Below are 25,293 nucleotides of genomic sequence, written 5' to 3' on the forward strand. Positions count from 1 at the left end.
CTGCCGCGCTTTTTGTTTGCATTCGATCGTCAACGAAGAGCGGAGCCTTACTCCTCGTCGTCCTCGTGCTTCTTGCCGCCGAGCGTCTTGAGCTTGGCGAACACGGCGTCGACGTTGAGGTCGTCGCTGGACTTCTCCGCCGGCTCGTACTCGTCCTTCTTGGTGGTCTCGGAGGCCGGCAGCAGGGTGGCGCCGCCATAGGCTGCGTCGATTGGCTTTTCCTTCGCCGCGCGCTGCACCTCGAAATCGAGCTCGATCTGCGAGCAGAGGCCGAGCGTGACGGGGTCGATCGGGGTCAGCTGCGAGGTGTTCCAGTGCGTGCGGTCGCGCACGCTGGCGATGGTGCTCTTGGTGGTGCCGACCAGGCGCATGATCTGGGCGTCCTTGAGCTCCGGATGGCTGCGCAGCAGCCAGAGGATGGCGCTCGGGCGCTCGTGGCGGCGCGACACCGGGGTGTAGCGCGGGCCCTTGCGCTTAGGCTGGGGCGGCAGCACCACCTTGCTCTCCTGGAGGCGGAGCCGGTAATCCGGGTTCTTCTCGCCCTTCTCGATCTCCTCGCGGGTGAGCTGGCCGTTGGAGAGGGGGTCCATGCCCTTGATGCCCTGGGCGGCGTCGCCGTCGGCGATCGCACGCACCTCGAGGGGGTGCATCTTGGTGAAATCGGCGACCTGGTCGAAGGTCAGCGCGGTGTTGTCCAGCAGCCAGACGGCGGTCGCCTTGGGCATCAGAGGTGCGTTGCTCATGGCAAATCTCCTTTGTGCTTCGCCCACCCCTCTGGAGGCGAAACCGGTAGTCATCAGCGATGACAGGGAATTCGCGCTATATAAGCCGGGAGGGGCTAGCCACGCAATGGTTCTGCTATAGATAGTGCCTTGACAGCGCCCGAAAGGGGGCCCAATTCCCTTTGCAGACCCGGTAAAGTCCAAGCAAACCCTTTTTAGCCCTTTCCAGCCATCGACCGCCCCCGCCAGAAGGCGAAACGGGTGATTCGGTCCCGAGATCGCTCAATGTCAGCCAAACCAGACCTCAAGATCGTGCTTTGTTCTCCCCGCGGCTTCTGCGCCGGGGTGGTCCGGGCGATCGATACCGTGGAACGGGCGCTCGATAAGTACGGCGCTCCCGTCTATGTTCGCCATGAGATTGTGCACAACAAGTACGTCGTCGATGGGTTGAAGAAGAAGGGCGCCATCTTCGTCGAGGAGCTGGCCGAAATCCCCGAAAACACCACCGCGCCGGTCGTGTTCTCGGCCCATGGCGTCCCCAAGTCGGTTCCGGCCGACGCCCAATCCCGCAACCTGTTCTCGCTGGATGCGACCTGCCCGCTGGTGACCAAGGTGCATCGCGAGGCTGCGATCCACTTCAAGCGCGGCCGCGAGATCTTCCTGATCGGCCATTCGCATCATCCCGAGGTGGTCGGCACGCTTGGCCAGCTGCCGACCGGCGCCGTTACCCTGATCGAGACCGCCGAGGACGCCAAGACCATCAGTCCGAAGGACCCAAACAACCTCGCCTTCGTGACCCAGACCACGCTGTCGATCGACGATACCGCCGAGATCGTGGCGCTGCTCAAGGAGCGCTTCCCGAACATCAACGGCCCGCACAAGGAAGACATCTGCTACGCCACCACCAACCGCCAGCTCGCGGTGAAGAAGGTGGCGCCGGTGGTTGACGCGCTGATCGTTGTCGGTGCGCCCAATTCGTCGAACTCGCAGCGCCTGCGCGAGGTCGCGGAGCGCGAGGGCTGCAAGATCGCCGTGCTGGCGCAGCGCGCCGCCGACATCGACTGGGACAAGTTCGGCAACATCTCGAGCCTTGGCATCACCGCGGGCGCGTCCGCGCCGGAAGTGATCGTCGAGGAGATCATGGACGCCTTCGCCGAGCGCTACACGCTGCATGTGGAGACGGTCTCGGCCGCGGAAGAGAACGAGTTCTTCCCGCTGCCGCGTCAGGTGCGCCCCGAAGCCGCCGCTGAGTAGACTTTTATGGCGGTCTACACCGACGTTGCCGCCGACGAGCTTGCGGATTTCCTGAAGCAATACGATCTCGGCGAATTGCTCTCCTACAAGGGCATCGCCGAGGGCGTAGAGAATTCCAACTTCCTGCTGCACACGAGCAAAGGCTCGTTCATCCTCACGCTCTATGAGAAGCGCGTGGCGAAGAACGATCTGCCGTTCTTCCTCGCGCTGATGACGCATCTGGCCGAGCACGGCGTGACCTGTCCGCTGCCGGTGAAGGCCAAAGACGGAGAGGCGTTGCGTGAGCTGTCGGGGCGCCCCGCCGCGATCATCACCTTTCTCGAAGGCGTCTGGCCGCGCAAGCCGAACGCTGCGCATTGCGCCGGCGTCGGCGAGGGGCTCGCCAGGATGCATCTGGCCGGCGCGAATTTCGCGATCAAGCGCGCCAATGCGCTCTCGGTTGCGGGCTGGCGGCCGTTGTTTGACGCGGCGGCAAGTCGCGCCGACGAGGTGCAGCCGGGCCTGCGCAGCTTCCTTGCCACTGAGCTCGACCATCTCTCGAGTGGCGTCTGGCCGACCGATCTGCCCGAGGGCGTGATCCACGCTGACCTCTTCAACGACAACGTCTTCTTTCTCGGCGACAAGCTCTCGGGGATCATCGACTTCACCTTCGCCTGCAACGACATGCTGGCCTATGACGTCGCGATCTGCCTCAACGCCTGGTGCTTCGAGCCGGATCATTCCTTCAACGTCACCAAGGCGCGCGCTTTCCTCAATGCCTATGGCCGGGTGCGAAAGCTGAGCGAAGCCGAGGAGGCCGCGTTGCCGCTGCTGGCGCGGGGCGCTGCGATCCGCTTCCTGCTGACGCGGCTGGTGGACTGGCTCAACGTGCCGCCGGGCGCGCTGGTCAAGCCGAAGGATCCGCTGGAATATTTTCGCAAGCTGCGCTTCCACCAGAGTGTTTCCGGCGTGCGCGATTACGGGCTGATGCCGTCAGGACTGGTTGCGTGAGCGAAAAGCCCGTTGTCACGATCTATACTGACGGTGCCTGCTCGGGAAATCCGGGGCCCGGCGGCTGGGGTGCGATCCTGAAGTTCGGCGACAAGGAGAAAGAGCTGAACGGCGGCGAGCGCCATACCACCAACAACCAGATGGAATTGATGGCGGCGATCTCCGCGCTCGAAGCGCTGAAGAAGCCGTGCACCGTCGATCTCTACACCGACAGCCAGTATGTCCGGCAGGGCATCACCGGGTGGATCCACGGTTGGAAGCGCAACGGCTGGCGCACCGCCGACAAGAAGCCGGTCAAGAATGTCGAGCTATGGCAGCGCCTCGATGCGGCCTTGAAGCAGCACGACGTCCGCTGGCACTGGGTCAAGGGCCATGCCGGCCATCCCGAGAACGAGCGGGCGGATCAGCTCGCGCGGGACGGAATCGTCAAGGCGCGGTTGCAGCAGCGGGTGGGGGAGTAGTGCTCCGTCATTCCGGGGCGGTGCGTAGCACCGAACCCGGAATCTCGAGATTCCGGGTTCGCGCTTCGCGCGCCCCAGAATGACTTCAAGCTTACAGCTGCCCGAGTCTCGTAGGGTGGACAAAGCGAAGCGTGCCCACCTTTTTTCAATCGAGGCAAGATGGTGGGCACGGCGCTGACGCGCCTTTGCCTACCCTACGGCACCGCCTCATTCTCAACTGTCATCGCCCGCGAAGGCGGGCGATCCAGTATTCCAGAGGCGGTTGTGATTGAGCCGAGAAGCCTCGGCGTACTGGATGCCCCGGTCAAGCCGGGGCATGACAGTGTCATTTGTGGCTAAGAACGGCGCCTAAAGCTTACAGCTGTCCCAGCAGCGTATCGCCGCCGGAGACCTCGACCTTGCCGGGCATCGCCTCGAGGTTCAGCTTCTTGACCACGCCGTCCTCGACCAGCATCGAATAGCGCTTGGAGCGGATGCCGAGGCCGTTGGCGGAGGCATCGAGCTCCATGCCGATCGCCTTGGCGAACTCGGCATTGCCGTCGGCGAGGAAGATGGCCTCGTCGCGCTGGTCGGTGTCGCGCTTCCAGGCGTTCATCACGAAGGCGTCGTTGACGGAGACGATGGCGATGGTGTCGACGCCCTTGTCCTTCATGGCGTAGGCGTTGAGGAAGATACTCGGCAGATGCATCTTGTGGCAGGTGCCGGTATAGGCGCCGGGCACGGCGAACAGCGCCACCTTCTTGCCCTTGAAGATGTCGTCGGTGGTCTTCACCTGCGGGCCTTCCGCCGTCATCACGCGGAATTTCGCCTCGGGCAGCTTGTCGCCAGTCTGGATCGCCATCGTCAGTCTCCCTGAAAATCGGTCCCGCTTTTTAGACCGTGGCGCCGGCCTGCACAATATTGCCGGCAAGGGAAGTGATGCGCAAAGCCGTGGGGGCGGCCGCCCTTCACCGCGATGTCATCAACCGGCAAAACCGCCGCTGTCGAGGAAGGCCTGCTCCTCCGCGGTGGTGTCGCGGCCGAGGAGGGGGTTGCGGTGGGGAAAGCGGCCGAACCGCTGGATGATGTCGGCGTGCAGGCGGGCGTATTTCAGGTTTTCGGCATTGTCGGTGTTTTCAAACAGCGCGACGCAATGCAGCTGATCGGGCAGGTGCTCGGAATGCATGAAGGGCAGATAGAGGAATTCAAGCAGGATCGGATCGACCCTTTTGTTGACGCCGCGCGCGATGGCGCGGCGGGCGACCTCGCGCGCCAGCGCGTCGCTGGCGAAGGCTTCGCGTGTGCCGCGAAACATGTTGCGGGGAAACTGGTCGAGCACGATGACCTGCGCGAGCGCGCCGTCGTCGCTGTCTTCCCATGACGCCAGCTCGCCGGCGACGGCCTTCTGCCACAGCGCCAGAAAGCGCCGACTGACCTCGGCGTCGAACGCGTCATCGCGCTCGTACCAGCGCTCGCGGCCGGATTCGCGCCAGAAGGCGAGAATGCCGGCCGGCGTGTTGTCGCTCACGTCAGTCATGAATCCGCGATGCGGCTCACGCCGCCTCGGCCTTCTTCTCGTCGCGCAGCTGCCGGCGCAGGATCTTGCCGACATTGGTCTTCGGCAGGTCGGTGCGGAATTCGATGTGCTTGGGCACCTTGTAGCCGGTGAGCTGCTCCTGGCAGAACCTGATGACGTCCTCCGCCGTAAGGTTCGGGTCCTTCTTGACCACGAAGGCCTTCACCGCCTCGCCCGACTTGGAATCGGGGATGCCGATCACGGCGCATTCGAGCACGCCGGGGTGGCTCGCGATCACTTCCTCGATCTCGTTCGGATAGACGTTGAAGCCGGAGACCAGGATCATGTCCTTCTTGCGGTCGACGATCTTGGTGTAGCCCCTCTCGTCCATCACGCCGATGTCGCCGGTGCGGAAATAGCCGTCGGCGGTCATCACCTTGGCGGTCTCCTCCGGCCTGTTCCAGTAGCCCGACATCACCTGCGGGCCCTTGGCGCAGATCTCACCGGGCTGGCCGAGCGGGACTTCGTTGCCGTCGTCGTCGCGGATCGAGATCCAGGTCGAGGGCACGGGGATGCCGATCGATCCCGAGAACTCGGTCGTGGTCGCGGGATTGCAGGTCAGCGTCGGCGAGGTCTCCGACAGGCCGTAACCTTCGGCGATGAAGCAGCCGGTCACCGCCTTCCACTGCTCGGCCACCGGGCGCTGCACCGCCATGCCGCCGCCGTTGGAGATCTTCAGCTTGGAGAAGTCGAGCTTCTTGAAATCAGGATGGTGCATCAGCCCGTTGTAGAGCGTGTTGACCGCCGGGAAGCTGTTGACCTGGTATTTTGCGAGCTCCTTGACGAAGCCGGCGATGTCGCGCGGGTTCGGGATCAGCAGGTTACAGCCGCCGGCGCGCACCGCGAGCAGGTAGCACGCCGTCAGCGCGAAGATGTGATAGAGCGGCAGCGCGCACACGATCATCAGCTGCTCGACATGCGGCGGCTGCGCCAGCGCCGGCTGAAGCCAGGCATCGTTCTGCAAGACGTTGGCGACGATGTTGCGGTGAAGCAGCGTGGCGCCCTTGGAGACGCCGGTGGTGCCGCCGGTATATTGCAGGAAGGCGACGTCGCCGGGCGAGAGCTTCGGCTTGTTGAAGGTCAGGCTGCGGCCGGTCGCGAGCGCGTCGTTGAAGGACACCGCGCCCGGCAGCGAGAAGGCCGGCACCATCTTCTTGACGCGGCGGACGACGAGATTGACGATCATGCCCTTGAAGCCGAGCAGATCGCCCATGCTGCCGACGATGACATGCTTCACCGGCGTTTTCGTGATCACCTGCTCGACGGTGTGGGCAAAGTTCTCCAGCACGATGATGGCTTCGGCGCCGGAATCCTTGAGCTGATGCTCGAGCTCGCGCGGGGTGTAGAGCGGGTTGACGTTGACCACCGCGTAGCCGGCGCGCAGCACGGCCGCAGTCGCGACCGGATATTGCAGCACGTTCGGCATCATGATCGCGACGCGGGCGCCGCGCTGCAGGCCGCGGCCCTGCAGGTAGGCGGCGAGCGCCAGCGACATCTGGTCGAGGTCGCGATAGCTGATCGACTTGTCCATGCAGATGAACGCCTTGCGGTCGGCGAACTTGGTGAAGCTCTCCTCCAGGAGGTCGACCAGCGATGCGTATTGCGTCGGCTCGATGTCGGCGGGCACGCCGGGCGGGTATTGCTTGAGCCAGATGCGCTCCATGGAAACTCCCCTCTCTTACACCTGAGCCCGTTGTGTCTCGGGCTTGCCTCATTGCCGGCAGTATCGAGCCTGCCGGAACAGGTGGCAAGCCGTCGTGGCTTAGGGCAAAGGCCGGGGAGTGGCTACTGGAATCGTCGCAAATCGGTTTGCCGCAACTGCGAAGCGCGGGCTGTGATTCAATTCCGAGGCGGCGTTAACTGTTGTTCGCGGGCTTGGCAGCAGCCGGCTTGGTCGCGGCCTTGGGCTTGGCGGGTTTTGCCGCCGCTTCGCCGCTCGCGGGCTTCTCGGCAGGTTTCGACGCTGCATCCGGCTTGGCCGCGGCATGCCTGGCGGCCGGCTTGGCTGCGGTCTTGCTGTCGCCCTTCGCATTGTTCTTCGCATCGGGCTTGGCCGCCGCTGTCTTCGGCTCCTTCGGCTTGTCCGCGGGTTTGTCGGCGGCGTCGGGCTTCTTGGCGACGCGCGACTTCTTGCCACGCGCTTTGGGCGTCGCCTGCTGGTCAGCATCGGCGGCCACCGCCGCGATGAGGGCCGTGCCGGTGCGGGTCGGGCCGGTATAGACCAGCACGGGCTCGGCCGCCGCGGGAGCGGTGGCCATCAGCTCGGAGGCCTTCATCAGCGGCGGCTGGAGCCGGCCGTGAAAAAGGTGACCTGGGCTTCGCCGCCGGTGGCCGAGGCCGATCCGGCGGTGCCGCCATTGGTGGCGATCAGCGCATCGTCGTCGTCGCTCGCCGGGCGCTTGCGATGGCCGCCGCACATCTCCTCGCGCAGATTCGGCGGCGAAGCGTCGACCGGCACCAGCTTGTCGACCGTGCCGAGCGAGGGGCGGAGCCAGGTGAGATTGTCCTGGCTGAAGCCGCGCTCGAGCAGCTGCGCCGCCTTCACCGCGCGCGCGGTGCCGGAGTTGGCGCCGAGCACGACCGCGATCAGCCGGCGGCCGTTGCGCGTGGCGGAGGCGACGAGATTGTAGCCGGAGGCGCAGATGAAGCCGGTCTTGAAACCGTCGGCGCCGGGATAGCGGCCGATCAGCTTGTTGAAATTGCCGGTGACGCGCTTGCCGAAGCGGATCGCCGGGATGTGCACGTAGTATTCGTATTCGGGCAGGTCGCGCAGGAACGAGCGCGCGAGAATGCCGAGGTCGCGCGCGGAGGTGATCTGGCCGTCGGCGGGCAGGCCGTTCGGATTGACGTAGCTCGTCTGCGTCATGCCGAGCCGCTGCGCGGTGTCGTTCATCATCGCCGAGAAGCCGTCGATCGAGCCGCCGACGCCTTCGGCGAGCACCACGGCCATGTCGTTCGCCGACTTGACCATCATCATCTTCAGCGCGTTGTCGACGGTGAGCTGCGTTCCCGGACGGAACCCCATCTTCGACGGCGACTGCGAGGCGGCCGTCGGCGACACCGTGAGCAGCGTGTCGAGCGTGAGCCTTCCGTCCTTCACCGCCTTCAGCGTCACATAGGCCGTCATGATCTTGGTGACAGAGGCCGGATACCACGGAATGGTCGCGTTCTCCGCCTGGAGCACCTTGCCGCTGTCGGCTTCGATCAGCAGCAGCGCTTCGGCACTCGCCGCGCGCGGCGCGAGCAGTGCGGCGCATGCGAGCGTCGCAGCGAACAGGCTGAACAGGGATTTGCGAAGCAGCGGGCGAATGGCGTGCACTATCCGATTCCGGTCCTTGGAGACCCGCCTGATACGGCCGGCTCTCGTGATCTGACGTTCGGTTCTGAAATCCGGCGCCGCCGCTTGCGGCGTCGCAAACCTATACCGGCTGGTGCGGCGAGAATAGGGGGATCGGTGCGGTATTCCGCAATGAAATAGGCCGAATTTCGACGGTCCTATGGGGACTTGACCGCAGTCGCGGCAGTCTCGCCCGCCGTCACGCTGGCCCGTGCGTTTTCCTGAACCATGAACTGCGCCCTGGCGAGCTCGGCGAAATGGCCGCCTTTGGCCACGAGTTCATCGAAAGTTCCGCTTTCGATCACGCGGCCATTCTCGAACACCAGGATCCGTGTTGCATTGCGGATGGTCGACAGACGATGGGCGATCACGAAGGTGGTGCGGCCCTTCATCACTTCGTCGAGAGCGGCATTCACCTTGGCCTCGGTGACGGCGTCGAGCGCGCTGGTCGCCTCGTCCAGGATCAGGATCGGCGGATCCTTCAGCAGCGCGCGGGCAATCGAGAGGCGCTGGCGCTCGCCGCCAGAGAGCATGCGGCCGCGCTCGCCGGCATTGGTCTCGAAGCCGCCGCTGCGCTCGATGAACTCGATCGCCTGTGCGCGCTCCGCGGCCTTGCGCATCTCGGCTTCGGTCGCATCCGGCTTGCCGACGCGAAGATTCTCCGCGATCGAGCGGTTGAACAGCAGCGCTTCCTGGAACACGACACCGATGTTCCGCCGCAGCGAGGTCAGCGTCACGCCGCGCACATCCATGCCGTCGATCCTGATGAAGCCGGATTGCGGGTCGAAGGCGCGATGCAAGAGCGCGATGGCGGTGGACTTGCCGGCACCGGTCGGGCCGACCAGCGCGATGGTCTGGCCGGGCAGCGCGGTGAAGGAGAGGTCCTCGATCGCAGGGCGTTTACCGTCATAGGAGAAGGTGACGTCGTTGAACTCGACGAGGCCGGAGAGCCGCCCCGCGTCGATCGCATCGGGGCGGTCGTGCACCGCGGGCACCGCATCGAGCACGCCGAAGAACTCGCGCAGGCGCGGCGCTTCCATAAAGACGCTGTTGATGAAGCTCACGACCTGCTCGAGCTTCTGGATCAGCAGCGTCGCAAAGCTCACGAACATCACGATCTCGCCGACCGAGGTCAGGCCCTGGTCGTGCAGCGCGATGCCGAGCGTGAAGATCGCGAGCACCGTGATGGTGGTGGAGGCTCGCGTGATGACGGTGACGAGCGCCCACCACGACAGCACCGGCATCTGCGCCGCCAGCAGCTCGTCGGCGACCGAGCGCAACCCCTTCACCTCGGATTCGACGCGGACGAAGCTCTGCACCAGCGCGACATTGCCGAGCGCGTCGGAGGCGCGCGCGGAGAGCTCGCTATAGTGCTCCTCGACCGCCATCTGCATGCCGAAGGTCTTGCGCACCACGAAGGTCGTCAGCGCGGTGAAGACGACGCAGAGCACGAACAGCAGGATCGCCAGCCGCCAGTTCAGATAGAGCGAGAGCGGCAGCAGCACGACGACCGACAGGATCGCAGCAAAATGCTCGCGGAAGAAGCCGAGCCAAAGCCGCCACAGCGCGTCGGTGCCGTTGAGCATCACCTTCATCAGCCGGCCCGAATGGGTGCCGGAGTGGAAGGTCAGCGGCAGTTGCAAAATGTGCTCGAAATAGCTGGTCAGCACCGCCTGGCGCTGGCGGTGGGAGAGCCGGTCGGCTTGCAATGCGACGAGCGCGTTGCAGGCGATGGTGAACAGCCCGAACGCCACCCAGGCACCCAGGAACGGCCAGGCCGAGTTGGAGCCGGCCACCGTCTTGCCGGAGAGCACGTCGACGATGCGGCCGAACAGCACCGGCTCGGCGAATTGCGAGGCCGCGAGCAGGAGATTGGCGACCGCCAGCAGCCAGCCGAGCCGCGCTTCCTTGCCGAGCAGTTCCAGAACACGGGTGTAGAGACGGAATATGGACATGCGGGCAAGCAACTCGGACGGCTGATGGAGCCGCATTTTAAGCAGGGATCGCCCGCGAGATACAGCGGAAGCTTGCGGTTTTGCTCAGTTGACGAGCCGGCTTGCGACCGGCGGAAGGAACCGGTCGTCGAAGATGTCGGCGGCCGCCGGGCGTTTGCGGAATTTGAAATCCTGCGCGATCTGGTCGATCGAGCGCTCCAGACGCGCCGGGTCGATGCCGCCGAGGCCGTTGCGCCTGACCTCGTCGGTCAGGATGTTGTCGGCGAGCACGGTGCGCAGGCGCTCGAGCTCGAGGTCGCGGTCGCCGTCGTCGATGCGGCTTGCGGCCTCATCCGCCGCACGCGCCGGCTCCTTGACGGTGGCGTGGATGCCCGCGATCAAGGCGCGAACGAATCCCTTCACCGCGTCGGGCTTCGCCGCGGCGAAAGCGGGATTGGCCACCACGGCAAAACCGTAGGCCTCGCAGCCATAGTCGGCAAAGCGCAGCACGACGAGATCGCTGCCGGGCACGCCGCGGTCGCGCAGATTCACCGCAGAGAGATGGCTGAAGCCGGCCACGGCATCGACCTGGCCTGCGGAGAGGATCGGCTCACGCACGGCAGCGCTGATCTTGTGGAATTTCACGTGCGAGGTGTTGATGCCGTTCCGCTGCGCCAGCGCGGGCCACAGCCGCATCGACAGATCGCTCTCGGCAACGCCGACGGTCTTGCTGTCGAGATCGGACAGCACATGGATGCCGCGACTCCGCCGCGCAACGATGGCGTAAGGCGCGCGGTTGAACAGCACGAACACCGCCTTGACCGGCGCCGCATCGTCCTTGTCGCGAAAGCGGATCAGCTCGTTGATGTCGACAAGCGCGAGCTCGCTGTCGCCCTTGGCGACGCGCGCGAGCGCCTCCGGCGATCCGGCGGCGCTGTTGAAGGAAACGTTGAGACGTTCGGCACTGAGGCCGCCGTCCTTTGCGGCCAGGAAGAACGGCGCCATGCTCGCATCGATCGGGCGATCGAACGTGAAGTGGATCGCAGTGGACGGTGCGGCGGTATCGGCCGCCGCGACCTCGCGTGCAGGCAGAGCGGCGAGCGAGATTGCGAGGGCGAGCACAAGGGCCGGCAGGCGGCAAAGGGCGATCGTCTTGAATCCAGACATCAGTGGCGCCGGTCCCGCATTGTTATGATTTCGTGACGCTTGCAGCGCCGGCTGGCGGGCAGTCTGTCAACGCCAACATGAACGGCGGATGAGCGGAGGTTGCGTCACGATTACGCAACCCCGTTCAGCTTGTGTTGGGGTTGGGGAACCCAACATGGATGCGGGTGTTTGAGAGACATGAGCCTGTCTCAAGGCACCATTGAAGGTCCCAAGGAGGGTCCAGGACATGTTTGACAGATTTTCCAAGTTTGGCGGCCGCAAGGCCGTCCTTGCCACGGCCGCAGTACTGGCGTTGACCGCTGCCGCCCCGACCGCCTCCTATGCAGGCGGCCGCCATTGGCATGGCGGCGGCGGCGCGGCCTTCGCCGGCGCGGCCATTGCAGGCGCCATCGGCACCGGCCTTGCGATCGCCGCGAGCCGTGACGCCTACGCCTATGACTACGGTCCAGGCTATGGCTATTACGGCGGTCCGGCCTATTACAGTGCCCCTGCCTATGGCCCCTATTACGGTCCGGGCCCCAACTACCAGTACCAGCGCTATGGCGGCTCGGCGCCGTCGGAGCTCTGCGGCCAGGGCTATGTCCAGAACTGCTACTGACCTTGGCTACCAAAGGTTGACCACAACCGGCCGTCGCGGCGCCGCGACGGCCGGTTTTTTGCTTTTGCTGCCGTACGTTAACGCGCTCGCCACCGGTTTAGAGTATTTTCGCGTACATGAGTGATTCGCTTGAGCGGCTATATCTGGCTGTGCTCGCGGCCAGGGACCTTGATCCGGCAACATCGCGCACCGCGCGGCTGTTTCAGCGCGGCCCCTCCAAAATGGCTAAGAAGCTGGCCGAAGAGGCTATCGAAGTCGTGATCGACGCGGTTAACGGCGATAGCGAAGCCGTGGTCCGCGAGAGCGCCGACCTGCTCTACAACCTGACCGTGCTCTGGGCCTCCGCCGGTGTGCGCCCCGATGACGTCTGGCGCGAGATGGCGCGGCGGGAAGACATGCTCGGCATCGCCGAGAAGCTGCCGAAGTCGCCGATGAAACTGCCCAAAGTCGCGTCACCGCGCATCTCGGCGCGGCGGCCAATTGTCGCCCTGGAAGGGCGGGCGGGGCGCAAGCGCCACTAGGGCGTCACAAATCGCTCAAAAACTCGCGATGGACAAATCCGTCCCATGGTGCTTCATCGCGGCGCCATGCTGAAACGTATCTACGACTGGTGCATCGACGCCGCCCACAAGCCCTACGCGCTCTGGATCATGGGAGCCGTGGCTTTCGCAGAAAGCTCGTTCTTTCCGGTTCCGCCGGACGTGATGCTGATCCCGATGTCGCTGGCGCGCCCGCAGCGCGCCTGGGTCTATGCCGCGGTCTGTACCGTCACCTCCGTGCTCGGCGGCCTGCTCGGCTACGCCATCGGCGCGCTGCTGTTCGACTCGGTCGGCCACTGGCTGATCCAGGTCTATGGCCTCGGCGACAAGGTCGAAGCCTTCCGCGCCTCCTATGCGGAATGGGGCGCCGTGATCATCCTGCTCAAGGGCCTGACGCCGATCCCCTACAAGCTCGTCACCATCACTTCGGGCTTTGCCGGCTATAGTCTCATTCTCTTCATCCTGTGCTCGATCGTCGCGCGCGGCGGCCGCTTCTTCATCGTGGCGATCCTGCTCAACCGCTACGGTGACTGGATCCGGCACAAGCTCGAGGAGCATCTCGGATTGTGGGTGGCGATCGGCGCCGCCGTGCTGGTGCTCGGCTTCGTGGTGGCGGTCAAATTGATCTGACCCGCAACGCTTTGCCGCTGCGCCGGCTTCGGCTACGGTTGCCCTCATGATGGTTCGATCCGGCAATCCGGCTGTGAGATTCGGGACGACGACTTCAGCAGTGCTGCTGATCCTGCTCGGCGGCAGCGAGACGGGATGGCCGCAATCCGCCCCTCCCTCGCTCGGTCTCCAGGAGCAGGGACCGCAGGCCGCGCCGCCGCCGTCGACGCCTACCCCGCCGACGCGCGAGGAAAATCCCGGCCTGATCAACGAAATGGGCAAGCTGTTCGACAAGCTGCCCTCGATCCTGCCGCCGATCAAAAGCCCGAGCGAGACCATGAGCGACCTGTCGCGGCTGGCAACGCCCTCGACCATGGTCTCCGGGCGCGTGGCGTGCCCGGTCTCGTCCAACGGCGCGCCCGACTGCAAGCTTGCCGCCGACCAGCTCTGCCGGACCAAGGGCTACAAGGAAGGCAAGAGCATCAACGCCGACTCCGCCGAAAAATGCTCGGCCAAGGTTCTGATTCCGGGCCGGCAACGCAAACCTGACGATTGCCGCACCGACACTTTCGTGACCAGCGCGCTATGCCAGAACTGATGCGGTGACGCGCGAGCAGCTAGGAGCGCCCATGAGCCGTATGGAGCAGGACTTCCTCGGACAGCGTGAGATCGCCGACGACATCTATTACGGCGTCCAGACCATCCGGGGTAAGGAGAATTTCCACATCACCGGCATTCCGATGAACCAGGAGCCTTATTTCGTGAAGGCGCTTGGTTTCGTGAAGAAGGCCGCCGCTATGGCCAACCGCGATCTCGGCGCGATCGACGCCAAGGTGGCCGACGCGATCATCCTGGCCTGCGACCGCGTCATCGCCGGCGACATGATGAACCAGTTCGTCACCGACTTCATCCAGGGCGGCGCCGGCACCTCGACCAACATGAACGCCAACGAGGTGATCGCGAACCTCGCGCTGGAGTCGCTCGGTTTCAACAAGGGCGACTATCAGCACGTCAGCCCCAACGATCATGTCAATTACGGCCAGTCCACCAACGACACCTATCCGACCGCGTTCCGGCTGGCGCTGATCCTGCGGCTCGAGAGCTACATGACGGCGCTACGCCAGCTCCAGGAGGCCTTCTTCGCCAAGGGCCGCGAATTCGACCGCGTGCTGAAGATGGGCCGCACGCATCTCCAGGACGCTGTGCCGATGTCGCTCGGGGCCGAATTCCGGGGATGGGGCACCACGATCGGCGAGGAGGTCGACCGCATCTCGGAAGCACGCGCGCTGCTGCGCGAGATCAATCTCGGCGCCACCGCGATCGGCACCTCCGTGACCGCGGCGGTCGGCTATCCCAAGCTCGCGGTCCGGCATCTGAGCGCGCTGACCGGCGTCGATTTCATCCTCGCCGGCGATCTCGTGGAAGCGACCTCCGACACCGGCGCCTATGTGCAGCTCTCCGGCGTGCTCAAGCGCACCGCGAGCAAGCTGACGAAGATCTGCAACGACATCCGCCTGCTCGCCTCGGGCCCGCGCGCCGGCTTCAACGAGATCAACCTGCCGCAGCTTCAGCCGGGCTCCTCGATCATGCCGGGCAAGGTCAATCCCGTGATCCCCGAGGTCGTCAACCAGACCAGCTTCCTCGTCATCGGCCTCGACACCACGGTGACGCTGGCGGCCTCCGCCGGCCAGCTCCAGCTCAACGTGATGGAGCCGGTGATCTCGTTCGCGCTGTTCTTCTCGATCCGCACCATGGAGCGTGCAGTGAACAGCCTGCGCGAGAACTGCGTCGTCGGCATCACCGCCAATGAAGACCACACCCGCAACATGGTGCTGAACTCGCTCGGCATCGTCACGGTGCTGAAGCCGCTGCTCGGCTACAAGCAATGCGCCGAGATCGCGCGCGAAGGCTACAAAAGCGGCAAGTCGCTGCACCAGATCGTGGTGACCGAACGCAAGCTGTTGACGCAGGAGAAGTGGGACGAGATGTTCTCGTTCGAGCGGCTGATCAATCCGGATTTGATCGGGTAGGCGCCGTCATTCCGGGGCGCGCGAGGCGCGAACCCGGAATGACGGCGGACGAATTCCGCGCGTTGGAATTGCGGTAACTGCATCCGCCGCGGCTGCAAAACGCAATACTTGACAGTGGAAAGATTGCCTTGTTGGTATGGCTCCCAGCTTCCATTTGACCGTCACAAGAGGACCGTTCCGCAATGTCCATGCCCGCCCTGTTCAAGGGGCGCCTGTCGATCCCCGTGATCGGCTCGCCGCTCTTCATCATCTCGGTGCCCGATCTCGTGATCGCGCAGTGCAAGGCGGGCGTGGTCGGCTCGTTCCCGGCGCTCAATGCGCGGCCGCCGGAGCTGCTCGACGAATGGCTGGCGCGGATCACCGAAGAGCTTGCGGCCTATGACCGTGCTCATCCCGACAAGCCGTCGGCGCCGTTCGCGGTCAACCAGATCGTGCACAAGTCGAACAACCGGCTCGACCACGACATGCAGCTCTGCGCCAAGTACAAGGTGCCGATGATCATCTCCTCGCTCGGCGCGCGCGAGGAGCTCAACCAGGCCGTCCACGGCTGGGGCGGCATCGTCTTCCACGACGTGATCAACCAGAAATTCGCCCACAAGGCGATCGAGAAGGGTGCCGACGGCCTGATCCTGGTCGCGGCCGGCGCCGGCGGCCATGCCGGCACCATCTCGCCGCTGGCTTTCGTCGCTGAGACGCGCAAATGGTTCGACGGCCCGATCGCGCTGTCGGGCGCGATCGGCAACGGCAAGGCGATCCGCGCTGCGCGCATCCTGGGGGCCGACTTCGCCTATATCGGCTCGGCCTTCATCGCCACCAAGGAAGCCAACGCGGTCGAGAAGTACAAGGAGATGATCGCAGGCTCGACTGCCGACGACATCGTCTATTCCAACCTCTTCACCGGCGTGCACGGCAACTATCTGAAGCCGTCGATCCTCGCGGCCGGCATGGATCCGGAAAACCTGCCGACCTCCGATCCCTCCAAGATGAATTTCGGCACCGACGCCTCCGGAGAGCGCGCCAAGCCAAAGGCCTGGAAGGAAATCTGGGGCTCGGGCCAGGGCATCGGCAGCATCGAGGGCGTCGTGCCCGCGGCCGAGCTGATCGCGCGCTTCAAGAAGGAATACGACGAGGCGATCGACCCGCCGTTGTGATGTAGGCCATCGCCCCACATCTCTCTCATCCGTCGTCCCGGACAAGCGTAGCTCTCGACAACGCGTAGCGTTGTCTAGAGCGGAGCGCCGATCCGGGACCCATAACCCCAGGGAGGAGTTTGGCGAAGGCTCGTGGTTACCGGTCTTGCGCTACAACTTCTCCCTGGGGTTATGGGTCCCCGCCTTCGCGGGGACGACACCGGTTGCTGCGCGCCGAGTTTGCTCCACGGAGACACGATGACCGCCATCTACCGCGTCGACGGCGACAACGTCGTCACCAGCCCGGACGCTGCCGGTCCCTGGGACCGGCGCATGCAGCACGGCTCGGCGCCGGCCTCGCTGGTGACGTGGGCGGCCGAACGCATCCCGGCGCCCGTGCCCATGAATATCGCGCGCGTCACCATCGATTTGATGCGTCCCGTGCCGGTGGCGCCGCTCACCATCGTAACCGAGGTTTTGCGCGAGGGCCGCAAGATCCAGCTCTGCGAAGTGAAGCTTCTGGCTGACGGCGTGCAGGTCGTGGGTGCCACCGTGCTCAAGATCAAGGCGAAGGCGCAGGCACTGCCGGATGACGTCAAGGAGCTGCCGGTCACGCTGCCCTCGCCGGAGGATTCGCTGGTCGAGGACGGTCACGCCGCCACCAGCCCGTTCGTGCGATCGGTCTCGATGCGCGCCGCGCGCGGCCGCTTCGGCCAGGCCGGCGCGGGCGCGATCTGGTTTCGCGTCGACTATCCTCTGATCGAGGGCGAAGCGATCTCGCAGGCCATGCGCGCCGTGGTCGCCGCCGACTTCTCCAACGGCACCGCCTCGACGCTCGACTTCCGCGCCTGGACCTACATCAATGCCGACCTGACGGTGAGCTTCGCGCGCCAGCCGGTCGGGGAGTGGATCCTGCTCGACGGCGAATCCTGGATCGGACCTGACGGTGCTGGGCTCGCGATGTCGCGGCTGGCGGATCGGCAGGGCTATTTCGGCCGCGCCGTGCAAAGCCTGGTGATCGAGAAGCGGTGAAATGACGGCAAGCGCGCCATGGTTGCACCTGGCGCCGATTGAACGGCAGACTTCCGCCGCCGCGGAAGGGATGCTCGGCATCCTGCCAGTTCATATTCCGTAGAAGATCTTGATCTCCCACAGCACCACGACGATAGCCGTGATCAACGTGATCGCGGCGACTGCACTTTCCAGGGAAGCGACTCTCATGCGTTACTCCGCTTCCCAGCCCCGTCAGCTGGTCTAGGTGATTCCCTGATTCGCGGGCAATCGGGTCGGCATTGCCGGCGCACACTCCGTTGCGCGCTGTGGTGTCGGAGCCACAATGACCACCGTAAAATCCCGGGGATTTACCCCACCATCCGGTCCCGCCCGCTCCAAAACCCCGCGCGCAGCACCTTCTTGTCGACCTTGCCGACGCCGGTCATCGGCAGCTGCTTGACGAACTGGATCTGTTTCGGCGCATGCGCGGAGCCTTTTCGCGCCCGCACCATGTTGATCAGCTCGTCCGGATCGGGCCTGACGCCCTCGCGCGGCACGATGATTGCGGTGACGGCCTCGCCCCATTTCTCGTCGGGGACGCCGACCACCGCGACCATCGCGACATCGGCGTGTTGGGAGAGCACGTCCTCGACCTCGCGCGGAAAGATGTTGAAGCCGCCGGTGACGATCATGTCCTTCTTGCGGTCGAGGATGAACATGTAGCCGCGCTCGTCCTTGCGCGCGATGTCGCCGGTGTGCACCCAGCCGTTCTTCAGCGTCTCGGCGGTGATGTCAGGGCGCTTCCAGTATTCCGCCATCACATGCGGCGCGCGCACGCAGATCTCGCCGGCCTCGCCCGTCTCCACCTCGTTGTCGTTGTCGTCGAGGATCCTGACCTCACAGGCTGAGATCGGGAAGCCGCAGGACGAAAACAGCTCCGGCGTCCTGGGATCGTGATCGGCCTTGCGCAGCACCGAGACCGGGTAGCATTCGGTCTGGCCGTAGAGCTGCGAGAACACCGGTCCGATGCGTTCGATGCTTTCGACCAGCCGGCTCGGCGACATCGCGGAGGCGCCGTAGAGCACGAGCTCGAGCGAGGAGAGGTCGGTCCTGCTCAGTGCGGGATGATCGAGCAGCACATAGATCATGGTCGGCACGAACAGGGTAAAATTGATGCGCTCGCGCGCGATCGTCGCCAGCACGGCTTCGGGATCGAAGCCCTTCAGCATGTGCACGGTGCCGCCGCGCATCAGCGTCGGCAGCACCTTCGTACCGGCGACGTGGCTGATCGGCGCGACGGTGAGATAGCGCGCGGCATCGGGGATCTCGAAGTCGGCGAGGATCGCGGCGGCAGCTCCGGCGTTCTCGCGATGGTAGCGCAGCGCGCCCTTGGATTTGCCCGTCGTGCCGCCGGTGTAGTTCAGAGTGGAGAGATCATCGAGACCTGCGAGGCACTGTGCGCTGACATGGCCAGCGCTCTCGATCGCCGCCAGCAGATCGACGCCGTATTCGGCCGGCCCCATGGTGAAGACGGCCTTGAGCCGGGCAGCTTGCGCGGCGAGCTCGCCGCCGCGATCGCGGAAGGCGGCGGCATCGACCACCAGGACTTCGGCTTCCGAATCCTCGAGCTGGAATAGCTGGTCGCTCTGCGATCCCAGCGGGTGCAACCATGTGATGCAGCACCGCGACAATTGCGCGGCGACACCGGCGCACCACGTATCGGCGCGGTTCGCGGTCAGGAAGGCAACGCGCGCACCTCGCTGCAAGCCGAGCCGCATGAACACGCCCTGGATGCGTCCGATCAGGTCGATGGTGCCTTGATAGCTCAGCGATCCGCCGGGCCAAGCGAATGCCGTGCGGCCAGGATAGCGCGCCAATGCCCGTAGCGTCTGCGCGCAAGTCGGGGACGATGCGTGGAGCTGATCGGACATATGTTTCCTCGTTGTCTTGTCATTGGCTTCTCGCGTGCCAATGTTTGCGCAACGCTAGCACAGAGAAGGCGGGATGGAACGGCAAAGCCCGTGCAAGGAGGCGTGAGTGACATCCGATCGACTGCGACTCTTTCGTGATCGCCTCGCGCTGCCCTTGATTGCAGCGCCGATGTTTCTGGTGTCGGGCGTCGAGCTCATGGTCGCGGCCTGTCGCAATGGCGTGATCGGCAGCTTTCCCACCGTGAATTGCCGCAGCACGGAACAACTCGATACGTGGTTCAGCGAGATCGAAGCGCGGCTGCTGCAGCACGAACGACAGGCCGGCCGCAAGGCAGCGCCGCTCTGCCCGAACCTGATCGTGCACCGCTCCAATGCGCGGCTGGAACAGGATCTCGCCGTGCTGCTGAAGCACAAGCCTGAAATCGTCATCACATCGGTCGGCTCGCCCGAGCCGGTGTTGAAGCCGCTGCACGATGCGGGCGCACTGGTACTGGCGGATGTTGCCTCGATCCGTCACGCCGAACGCGCAGCGGAAGCTGGTGCCGACGGTCTCGTGCTGCTCACCGCGGGCGCAGGGGGGCAGACTGGCTGGCTCAATCCGTTCGCCTTCGTCCGCGCGGTGCGCTCGTTCTACGATGGCATCATCGTGCTCGCGGGCGGCATCAGCGACGGCCAAGCGCTGCATGCGGCCGAAGTGCTCGGCTGTGATCTCGGCTACATGGGCACGAAGTTCATCGCGACGCGCGAGAGCATGGCGGACGACCGCCACAAGCAGATGCTGGTCGAGAGCAGCGCCGACGACATCCTGCTGACCACCGCGTTCACGGGCCTTCAGACCAGCATGCTGAAGCCGTCGATCGCCGCCGCCGGCCTTGACCCCAATGATCTACCGGCGCGCGGCGCGATCGACATCGGCAAGGACATCGACGTCGCAGCGCGTGAGAACCGGCCCAAACGCTGGCGCGATATCTGGAGCGGCGGGCATTCGACGTCGGGCGTGACCGACGTGCCGGCGGCCAGCGATCTCGTTGCGCGGACCATCGCGGAATACCGCGAAGCGGTTGGGCGGTAAGCTCTTCGCCTCTCCCCGCGCGCGGCGGGTGAGGGGGAGCCTCCGCGAGGGCAGCTGTTACCGCGATTGTGGAGACAGCCCCTCACCCCACCCTCTCCCCGTAAGAACGGGGAGAGGGAGAGGAGGCGCCAGCGCATCCGTCACAGTTAATCCCGCATATCTCCGGCCCGGCCCACTTAACGGCAGATTAACCAAGCCCCGCCAAGAATCCCCTCACGGCCGCCAATCAGGACCGAGAGGGACAGGCGATGGACTTCGATTTTCTCAACAGCAAGACAGCCGCGACGCTGGACGAGATCCGCATCCGCGTCGCCCACGCGCTGGCCCGCCACCCGCTGTGCCGAAACGTGCGGTTCGACATCGTCAGCGTTCCCCGCACCCGTCGCGGCGGCAACTGGACGGTGACGCTGCAATCGGTCGAACCGCGCGCGGTGTGGGAGGCCTCCGAGATCGTCGCCGACATCCAGGACGCCTACGACCTGTCGGCAGCTGCCTGATTTCCTTGGCCTTTTCGGGAAATGTCGTCGCAGGCATGCTGATTGTCGCAGCGACGGCACACTCGAGCCTTATTTCGCGCCCTTTTTCCGGGCATCCCTAACAAACTCGTGAAGCGATCGTTCCGGAGAGACGTTTGTCCAGAGCCATCACCATCGTCGTGCTGACCTGTTTCCTCGTCCTCGGCGCCGCCACCACCGCCATTCTCGGCCGCGACAGCGTGCCCAGCGTCAGTGCCGAGATGATCGCGCAGACGCCTCCGCCCAAGCCGCTCGCGACCAATCGCGCTGCCAAGGCCGACCGCCTGGTTCCGACGCTGGCACTGGCCTCGGCTGCAATCGACCCGGTTCAGGTGCCGGCCGACAAGCTTTCGCAGGCGCCCGTGCTGACCGAGCCGCTGCGCCAGGCCTTTGCCGCTGCCACGCCGTCGGATTTTCCGATGCCCAAGGCAAGCGCGCACCAGGCGCCCGCCGCCGCCGAGATTCCCGCCGTCGAGGTCCCGGCCAAGCCGAAGGTCGTCGCCAAGCCGCAGCCGCAGAAATCCTATTCGCTGCTGTCCGACGTTCAGATCTCGGGCATCAAGGATCGCCTGAAGCTGTCGTCGTCGCAGGAATATTACTGGCCCTCGGTCGAGACCGCACTGCGCAACGTCGCCCGCAAGATCCAGGCGAACAAGCTGTCAAATCCGAACGCACCGCCCAGCGCGCAGATCGATCCGAATTGCGACGAGGTCCAGCAGTTGAAGTCGGCCGCGATGCCGCTGCTGTTCCAGCTGCGTGACGACCAGAAGGAAGAAGTGCGCAAGCTCGCCCGCCTCATCGGGCTCGAGAAGGTCGCGCAGCAGATCTGAGGCGCGGTTCCCCGCCGATATCAGGAACATCCGGCAATCCTCATGCGTTGCCCGCTCGAAACAGGGAGTGGGCCAATGCGCGCCTCGACAGCTTATTTCGTCGGTGCCGGAACGATCGTTGCCGCCATCGCCATTGGCCTCGGCGGCGGCATCGTCGCCGGCAACATCATGAATCCGATCGCGCCGAAGCAGGGGGCGGACGCCAGCAAGATGGCGCAGCGCGCTGCAGCCGCCGCACCAGACAACACGCCCGCGACCACCAATGCACCGTCCGAGCGCGTTCAATACCTCACCGGCTCGCAAGCCTTCGGAGCGATGGTTGCCGCGCCCGCGCAGGCGCAGGACGAAGCCAAGTCTGCGACCAAGTCCGAGACGCAGACCACTCAGGCGAGCGCCGAACCGGCGGCTCCGCGGCCTTCGCAAGCCGCCGCAGTCGAGCCGCCCAAGGAGCAAGCCAAGCCGGCACCTGCATCATCTCCGCAGGGCGCAAAACCTGCCGAGCAGCAGGCGTCGACGGAGCCGTCCTCCTCACCTGACAATGCCTATGCCAAGGCCAAAGATTCCGACATGAAGCGCGCCGCCTCGGAGCGGCGCCGGGCGGAGCGCCGTGAGCGCTGGGCCGAGCGCCGTCACTCCGAATCCCGTGAACCGCGCGGCATGCGCGACCGCACCGATTGGGACGATGTCGCGCGCAACATCCGCGAAGATTCCGACGCGCGCGATTATACGAACCGTCCGCGCAGTGGCGTCCCGCAGATCAGGCTGTTCGGGTCCGACGACGATGATTAGCGCCTGAGACGTCTGCCCCGCCGCCGCGCGCGTTAACCCAAGACCGCCAGCGCGGTGGGCGCTGCGACAGAGTGCCTCGATTCTTTCCAACTACCTTCGGTTGTTGTACGCTCCGGCCGTTTCAGGCTCGAGGCAATTTATTATGTTGGCGCGATTTCCCGTGGTCGTTGCCAGTGCGCCGGGGTAGCCAGATCGCGGGTCCGCCGCGCCCTATTTCGGCGACTGCGATAAAGGGACGTTGCCCTGCGTCCATTTCTCGACCTTGCCGAGAATGCCCCACAGCGTCATGGCGATGAAGATCGGCACACCGATCTGCGGCACCAGGGCCAAGCCCCCAGCCGCGGCCGGGAGGGCCGCACCGGCCGCCATGCCCGCACCGCCGAACAAGCTCGAGGAGCCGATGATCGGCGCCAGCCACGACGCGAGGGTGCCGAAGAGTCCGATCGCAGTCTTCTTGCCGTTGAGGAGCTCACCGATCGTCTGCCCCAGCGCGCCGTTGACCTGGCCAAGTTGCGGAATCTGCTTGGTGACCTGCGGCAGGACGAGCTTGAGGATCTCGTCGATGAGCTGCTTGGTCGGATCGGCAGGATCGAGAGCCGGCGCGGGCGCCGGGGGGGACCACCGAGCCGGGCGCTGCGTTCTGGCCCTGTGCGACTTTGAGCAGCAGCTGGATAATCGCACTGATATCGTTGGCTGGAAGCGGCATCTTGATGGCTCCGTCCTTCACGAATTTCTGCAGCAAGGCGACAATTGGCAGCAGGGCCTGGGCATTCGGTTGCGGGCCCTGAGCGGCGCCCACGAATTCCCAATCGACCACGCCCTTGCCCGGGATGCTGATCGCGCGCGCGGCGCCCGGCGTGAGGTCGATGCCGGCGCCGTTGGTCCGCCGTCCCCTCATATCGGTCCCGGATTCGGCCTGCGGTCTTGCGCCTTTCTCCCAATAGGGGTCGTTGATGTTCCACGGCCCGACATCGACGATGTTGCAGACGACGGATTTTCCACTCGCCCTGTTGGTGACCCGCACCTGAGGCCGCGGTCCCGCGAAGCGGAATGGCAGCGCGACGCCGAGCTCCACATCGTCGATGCGGTGGCCGTCATAGGCGCTCTTCTCGTCCTGATCGGCGCTGCCACCGAACACGGTCGCGGTGATATTCGCGCAACGGCTGCCGCCAAGCGTCACGGTCTCGGGAATGATCTTGGCACGCCGCATCAGGTTGGCGTCGATCTGCCATGGCGACGTGTCGTCATAGAGCGTCGGCGTGTCCATGACGGAAACATGGACATGATGCGTGTGGGCGTTGGCGCCGTTGTAGGGACGCCATTGCCAGGGCGAAACGACGCTCGAGGCGATCCGGCGATTGGAGATGATGTACTTGATGCGCTTGTCCTGCGACTGGCGCAGCGCTTCGGCGATATCGCCTGCGTCGACGCCGTGGGCCGGATCATGGCTGATGTCCAACGCGGTCACCACGCCGTTAGCGTCAGGGTTGTGATCGGACTTGCGCGCCTGATGGGATGTGTCGCCGAGCATCCCGTCGCTCGATTTGTCGCGTCCGGGCGCCATATCGTTGACCTGCTTGAGCAGGACTTCAAGGCTCTTGGCGGGCCGCCAATTGATGCTCATTGGAGCGCTCCAAATTTCAAAGCACAAATGGTCCGCGATCGCGGCCTTCAACCAGGCCAGATCAGGTCGATAAAAATTCCCGATTGCCGCGAAAGGTGCGGGCCGGGCGACAATGCGTGCGTGTAACCCGTCTAAACTGGCGTGCAATCTTTCGTTGTGCAAGATGCGGGAACGCGAAATCTCGGGCGCTGAGGCGACCTGCGACAGTGCGGCGCGGAGGTGGGGCCGTCCGGGCGCCGTCCCAAAAATGGCACGTGCGGGAGCCGCCGGCGATCTTGCCGTGCGGCCCGCCTTCAAGGGCTGCATTGCAGCCCGCACAAGCCGGGCCAAGCCGGCGACAATCGGGCCCTGCGTCGAAGGGCGCTCATGTCGCGAGCTGCTTGCGCGCTGCCTTCTTTCACGCGGAAAGACGGCAGCGCAGTTCGCGTCGACGACTATCCGCCGTGCGATTCCACCACCTTGCGGCAGCTGTCGGAGAGCTTCGACTTGTTCTCGCGCAGGCAGGCATTCATCTGCGGCGGCTTGCCGATATGCTCGGCGCAGAATTTGCTGGCGTCGCTGCGGCAGGCCATCTGCTCCTGCGGTGTCGGACCGGATTGCGCTGCGGCGGGCAGGGCGGTGGCGGCGAGCAGCAGCGCGGCAAGAACCGAAATCTTCATAAAGCACCTCTTTTGGGATTGTCGTTTGTCCCGCCTGGGATCAAGCGGGCCGGACCATCTCGCGAAGCCGTGCGCGCGGTCCATGCCATGTTCATGGCATCGGCTCGCGCTGATCGCCGCCGCACCCCCATCTTCATGGCATGTATCCGTGCGCCGTCTTTTGCCATTCACAGCTTCACGTCGGCTGCGAAACCCGGTGATTGCATCGGGACGCCGAACGCGAACGAGGAGAGCAAGATGTCGAAAAAAGCGGGAGCGCTGAGCGCCGGGCTGACGGTGATGATGCTGGCGGGTGCGGCAACGGTCGCGCTGGGCACGAGCCCGGCGCAGGCGGTGGTGTATTGCAAGACGGTCGGCGTGCCCAAGGGCTGCGTGGTGCGGCCGACCGCGGCGGTGGTGGTCGCGCCCGGGGCCCCGGTTGCCGCGGCAGCGGTGGCAACGCCCGGGGTCGGCGCGCCCGGCGTTGGCGTTCGCGCAGGCACGCCGATGAACCGCGGCGGTCCGGTCAATCGGGTCGGCGTGCGCTGACGAGTTCGTTCGATTGAGTTGATTGC

The 25,293-nt window shown here is 65.1% G+C and carries 25 protein-coding genes and 1 pseudogene; 15 read left to right on the forward strand and 11 right to left on the reverse strand.

Annotation, left to right across the window (positions count from 1 at the left end; translation table 11 throughout):
• Positions 1–47: 47 nt before the first annotated feature.
• Positions 48–743: a DUF1013 domain-containing protein gene (locus FOM02_RS33505; RefSeq protein ID WP_027561413.1), complete on the reverse strand. Its 696-nt coding sequence runs from the start codon at positions 741–743 to the stop codon at positions 48–50.
• 264 nt (positions 744–1,007) lie between these two features.
• On the opposite strand from FOM02_RS33505, the gene ispH reads away from it, so the two are divergent.
• From ispH to rnhA, 3 genes are read left to right on the forward strand one after another with little or no spacing between them, the layout of a single operon-like run.
• Entirely contained in the window at positions 1,008–1,976 is a 969-nt protein-coding gene (gene ispH / locus FOM02_RS33510; RefSeq protein WP_027561412.1) for a 4-hydroxy-3-methylbut-2-enyl diphosphate reductase, read from the forward strand.
• Positions 1,977–1,982: 6 nt separating this feature from the next.
• Entirely contained in the window at positions 1,983–2,966 is a 984-nt protein-coding gene (locus tag FOM02_RS33515; RefSeq protein ID WP_027561411.1) for a homoserine kinase, read from the forward strand.
• The gene (gene rnhA, locus FOM02_RS33520; protein WP_027561410.1) at positions 2,963–3,427 is read left to right on the forward strand and encodes a ribonuclease HI; all 465 of its coding nucleotides are present in this window, start codon (positions 2,963–2,965) and stop codon (positions 3,425–3,427) included. The genes FOM02_RS33515 and rnhA overlap by 4 nt, the downstream gene beginning before the upstream one ends.
• 355 nt (positions 3,428–3,782) lie before the next feature.
• Here the strand turns inward: rnhA and FOM02_RS33525 are convergent, their stop codons facing one another.
• The 6 genes and pseudogenes from FOM02_RS33525 to FOM02_RS33550 form a co-directional block, all read right to left on the reverse strand.
• Positions 3,783–4,268 carry a peroxiredoxin gene (locus FOM02_RS33525; RefSeq protein WP_008543132.1) on the reverse strand — a complete coding sequence of 162 codons (486 nt, stop codon included), beginning with the start codon at positions 4,266–4,268 and terminating at the stop codon, positions 3,783–3,785.
• Between the two features lie 120 nt (positions 4,269–4,388).
• Positions 4,389–4,943: a DUF924 family protein gene (locus tag FOM02_RS33530; protein WP_027561409.1), complete on the reverse strand. Its 555-nt coding sequence runs from the start codon at positions 4,941–4,943 to the stop codon at positions 4,389–4,391.
• Between the two features lie 16 nt (positions 4,944–4,959).
• Complete coding sequence (locus FOM02_RS33535; RefSeq protein ID WP_027561408.1) at positions 4,960–6,645, reverse strand: long-chain fatty acid--CoA ligase; 1,686 nt, start codon at positions 6,643–6,645, stop codon at positions 4,960–4,962.
• Positions 6,646–6,838: 193 nt separating this feature from the next.
• Positions 6,839–8,301: pseudogene (locus tag FOM02_RS33540) on the reverse strand (D-alanyl-D-alanine carboxypeptidase family protein).
• Positions 8,302–8,477: 176 nt separating this feature from the next.
• The gene (locus tag FOM02_RS33545; protein ID WP_027561406.1) at positions 8,478–10,274 is read right to left on the reverse strand and encodes a glucan ABC transporter ATP-binding protein/ permease; all 1,797 of its coding nucleotides are present in this window, start codon (positions 10,272–10,274) and stop codon (positions 8,478–8,480) included.
• Between the two features lie 84 nt (positions 10,275–10,358).
• On the reverse strand, positions 10,359–11,420 hold the full coding sequence (locus FOM02_RS33550; RefSeq protein ID WP_092217997.1) for an ABC transporter substrate-binding protein: 1,062 nt from the start codon (positions 11,418–11,420) through the stop codon (positions 10,359–10,361).
• Positions 11,421–11,646: 226 nt separating this feature from the next.
• On the opposite strand from FOM02_RS33550, the gene FOM02_RS33555 reads away from it, so the two are divergent.
• From FOM02_RS33555 to FOM02_RS33585, 7 genes are all read left to right on the forward strand, one after another.
• Entirely contained in the window at positions 11,647–12,018 is a 372-nt protein-coding gene (locus tag FOM02_RS33555) for a hypothetical protein (protein WP_027561404.1), read from the forward strand.
• Between the two features lie 116 nt (positions 12,019–12,134).
• Entirely contained in the window at positions 12,135–12,539 is a 405-nt protein-coding gene (hisE, locus tag FOM02_RS33560; protein WP_027561403.1) for a phosphoribosyl-ATP diphosphatase, read from the forward strand.
• A 45-nt stretch (positions 12,540–12,584) separates the two neighbouring features.
• Positions 12,585–13,187 (forward strand): YqaA family protein, encoded by a 603-nt coding sequence (locus FOM02_RS33565; RefSeq protein ID WP_084334586.1) that lies wholly within the window; start codon positions 12,585–12,587, stop codon positions 13,185–13,187.
• Positions 13,188–13,233: 46 nt separating this feature from the next.
• On the forward strand, positions 13,234–13,764 hold the full coding sequence (locus FOM02_RS33570; protein WP_027561401.1) for a hypothetical protein: 531 nt from the start codon (positions 13,234–13,236) through the stop codon (positions 13,762–13,764).
• Between the two features lie 31 nt (positions 13,765–13,795).
• The gene (locus FOM02_RS33575; protein WP_027561400.1) at positions 13,796–15,196 is read left to right on the forward strand and encodes an aspartate ammonia-lyase; all 1,401 of its coding nucleotides are present in this window, start codon (positions 13,796–13,798) and stop codon (positions 15,194–15,196) included.
• Between the two features lie 182 nt (positions 15,197–15,378).
• Positions 15,379–16,347, forward strand: a complete 969-nt coding sequence (locus FOM02_RS33580) for an NAD(P)H-dependent flavin oxidoreductase (RefSeq protein ID WP_027561399.1) — start codon at positions 15,379–15,381, stop codon at positions 16,345–16,347.
• A 237-nt stretch (positions 16,348–16,584) separates the two neighbouring features.
• Positions 16,585–17,358 carry a thioesterase family protein gene (locus FOM02_RS33585; protein WP_027561398.1) on the forward strand — a complete coding sequence of 258 codons (774 nt, stop codon included), beginning with the start codon at positions 16,585–16,587 and terminating at the stop codon, positions 17,356–17,358.
• Positions 17,359–17,687: 329 nt separating this feature from the next.
• Here the strand turns inward: FOM02_RS33585 and FOM02_RS33590 are convergent, their stop codons facing one another.
• The gene (locus FOM02_RS33590; protein ID WP_027561397.1) at positions 17,688–19,250 is read right to left on the reverse strand and encodes an AMP-binding protein; all 1,563 of its coding nucleotides are present in this window, start codon (positions 19,248–19,250) and stop codon (positions 17,688–17,690) included.
• Between the two features lie 106 nt (positions 19,251–19,356).
• Between FOM02_RS33590 and FOM02_RS33595 the strand changes: the two genes are divergently transcribed.
• The 4 genes from FOM02_RS33595 to FOM02_RS33610 all read left to right on the forward strand — a co-directional run bounded on the left by FOM02_RS33595 (position 19,357) and on the right by FOM02_RS33610 (position 22,456).
• Complete coding sequence (locus tag FOM02_RS33595) at positions 19,357–20,322, forward strand: NAD(P)H-dependent flavin oxidoreductase (protein WP_027561396.1); 966 nt, start codon at positions 19,357–19,359, stop codon at positions 20,320–20,322.
• Between the two features lie 248 nt (positions 20,323–20,570).
• Positions 20,571–20,819, forward strand: a complete 249-nt coding sequence (locus FOM02_RS33600) for a hypothetical protein (RefSeq protein WP_027561395.1) — start codon at positions 20,571–20,573, stop codon at positions 20,817–20,819.
• Between the two features lie 134 nt (positions 20,820–20,953).
• On the forward strand, positions 20,954–21,667 hold the full coding sequence (locus tag FOM02_RS33605) for a hypothetical protein (protein WP_027561394.1): 714 nt from the start codon (positions 20,954–20,956) through the stop codon (positions 21,665–21,667).
• Positions 21,668–21,742: 75 nt separating this feature from the next.
• Positions 21,743–22,456, forward strand: a complete 714-nt coding sequence (locus FOM02_RS33610) for a hypothetical protein (protein WP_092218002.1) — start codon at positions 21,743–21,745, stop codon at positions 22,454–22,456.
• Between the two features lie 210 nt (positions 22,457–22,666).
• Here FOM02_RS33610 and FOM02_RS33615 read toward each other — a convergent pair whose 3' ends face one another.
• The 3 genes from FOM02_RS33615 to FOM02_RS33625 form a co-directional block, all read right to left on the reverse strand.
• Complete coding sequence (locus FOM02_RS33615; RefSeq protein WP_265440617.1) at positions 22,667–22,825, reverse strand: hypothetical protein; 159 nt, start codon at positions 22,823–22,825, stop codon at positions 22,667–22,669.
• 100 nt (positions 22,826–22,925) lie between these two features.
• Entirely contained in the window at positions 22,926–24,242 is a 1,317-nt protein-coding gene (locus FOM02_RS33620) for a hypothetical protein (RefSeq protein WP_265440618.1), read from the reverse strand.
• A gap of 272 nt (positions 24,243–24,514) precedes the next feature.
• Positions 24,515–24,739 carry a cysteine rich repeat-containing protein gene (locus FOM02_RS33625; protein ID WP_027561392.1) on the reverse strand — a complete coding sequence of 75 codons (225 nt, stop codon included), beginning with the start codon at positions 24,737–24,739 and terminating at the stop codon, positions 24,515–24,517.
• Between the two features lie 237 nt (positions 24,740–24,976).
• On the opposite strand from FOM02_RS33625, the gene FOM02_RS33630 reads away from it, so the two are divergent.
• Positions 24,977–25,267 (forward strand): hypothetical protein, encoded by a 291-nt coding sequence (locus FOM02_RS33630; protein WP_027561391.1) that lies wholly within the window; start codon positions 24,977–24,979, stop codon positions 25,265–25,267.
• Positions 25,268–25,293: the final 26 nt, after the last annotated feature.

It is taken from the genome of Bradyrhizobium sp. SEMIA, assembly GCF_014844175.1.
GTDB classification, from domain to species: domain Bacteria; phylum Pseudomonadota; class Alphaproteobacteria; order Rhizobiales; family Xanthobacteraceae; genus Bradyrhizobium; species Bradyrhizobium arachidis.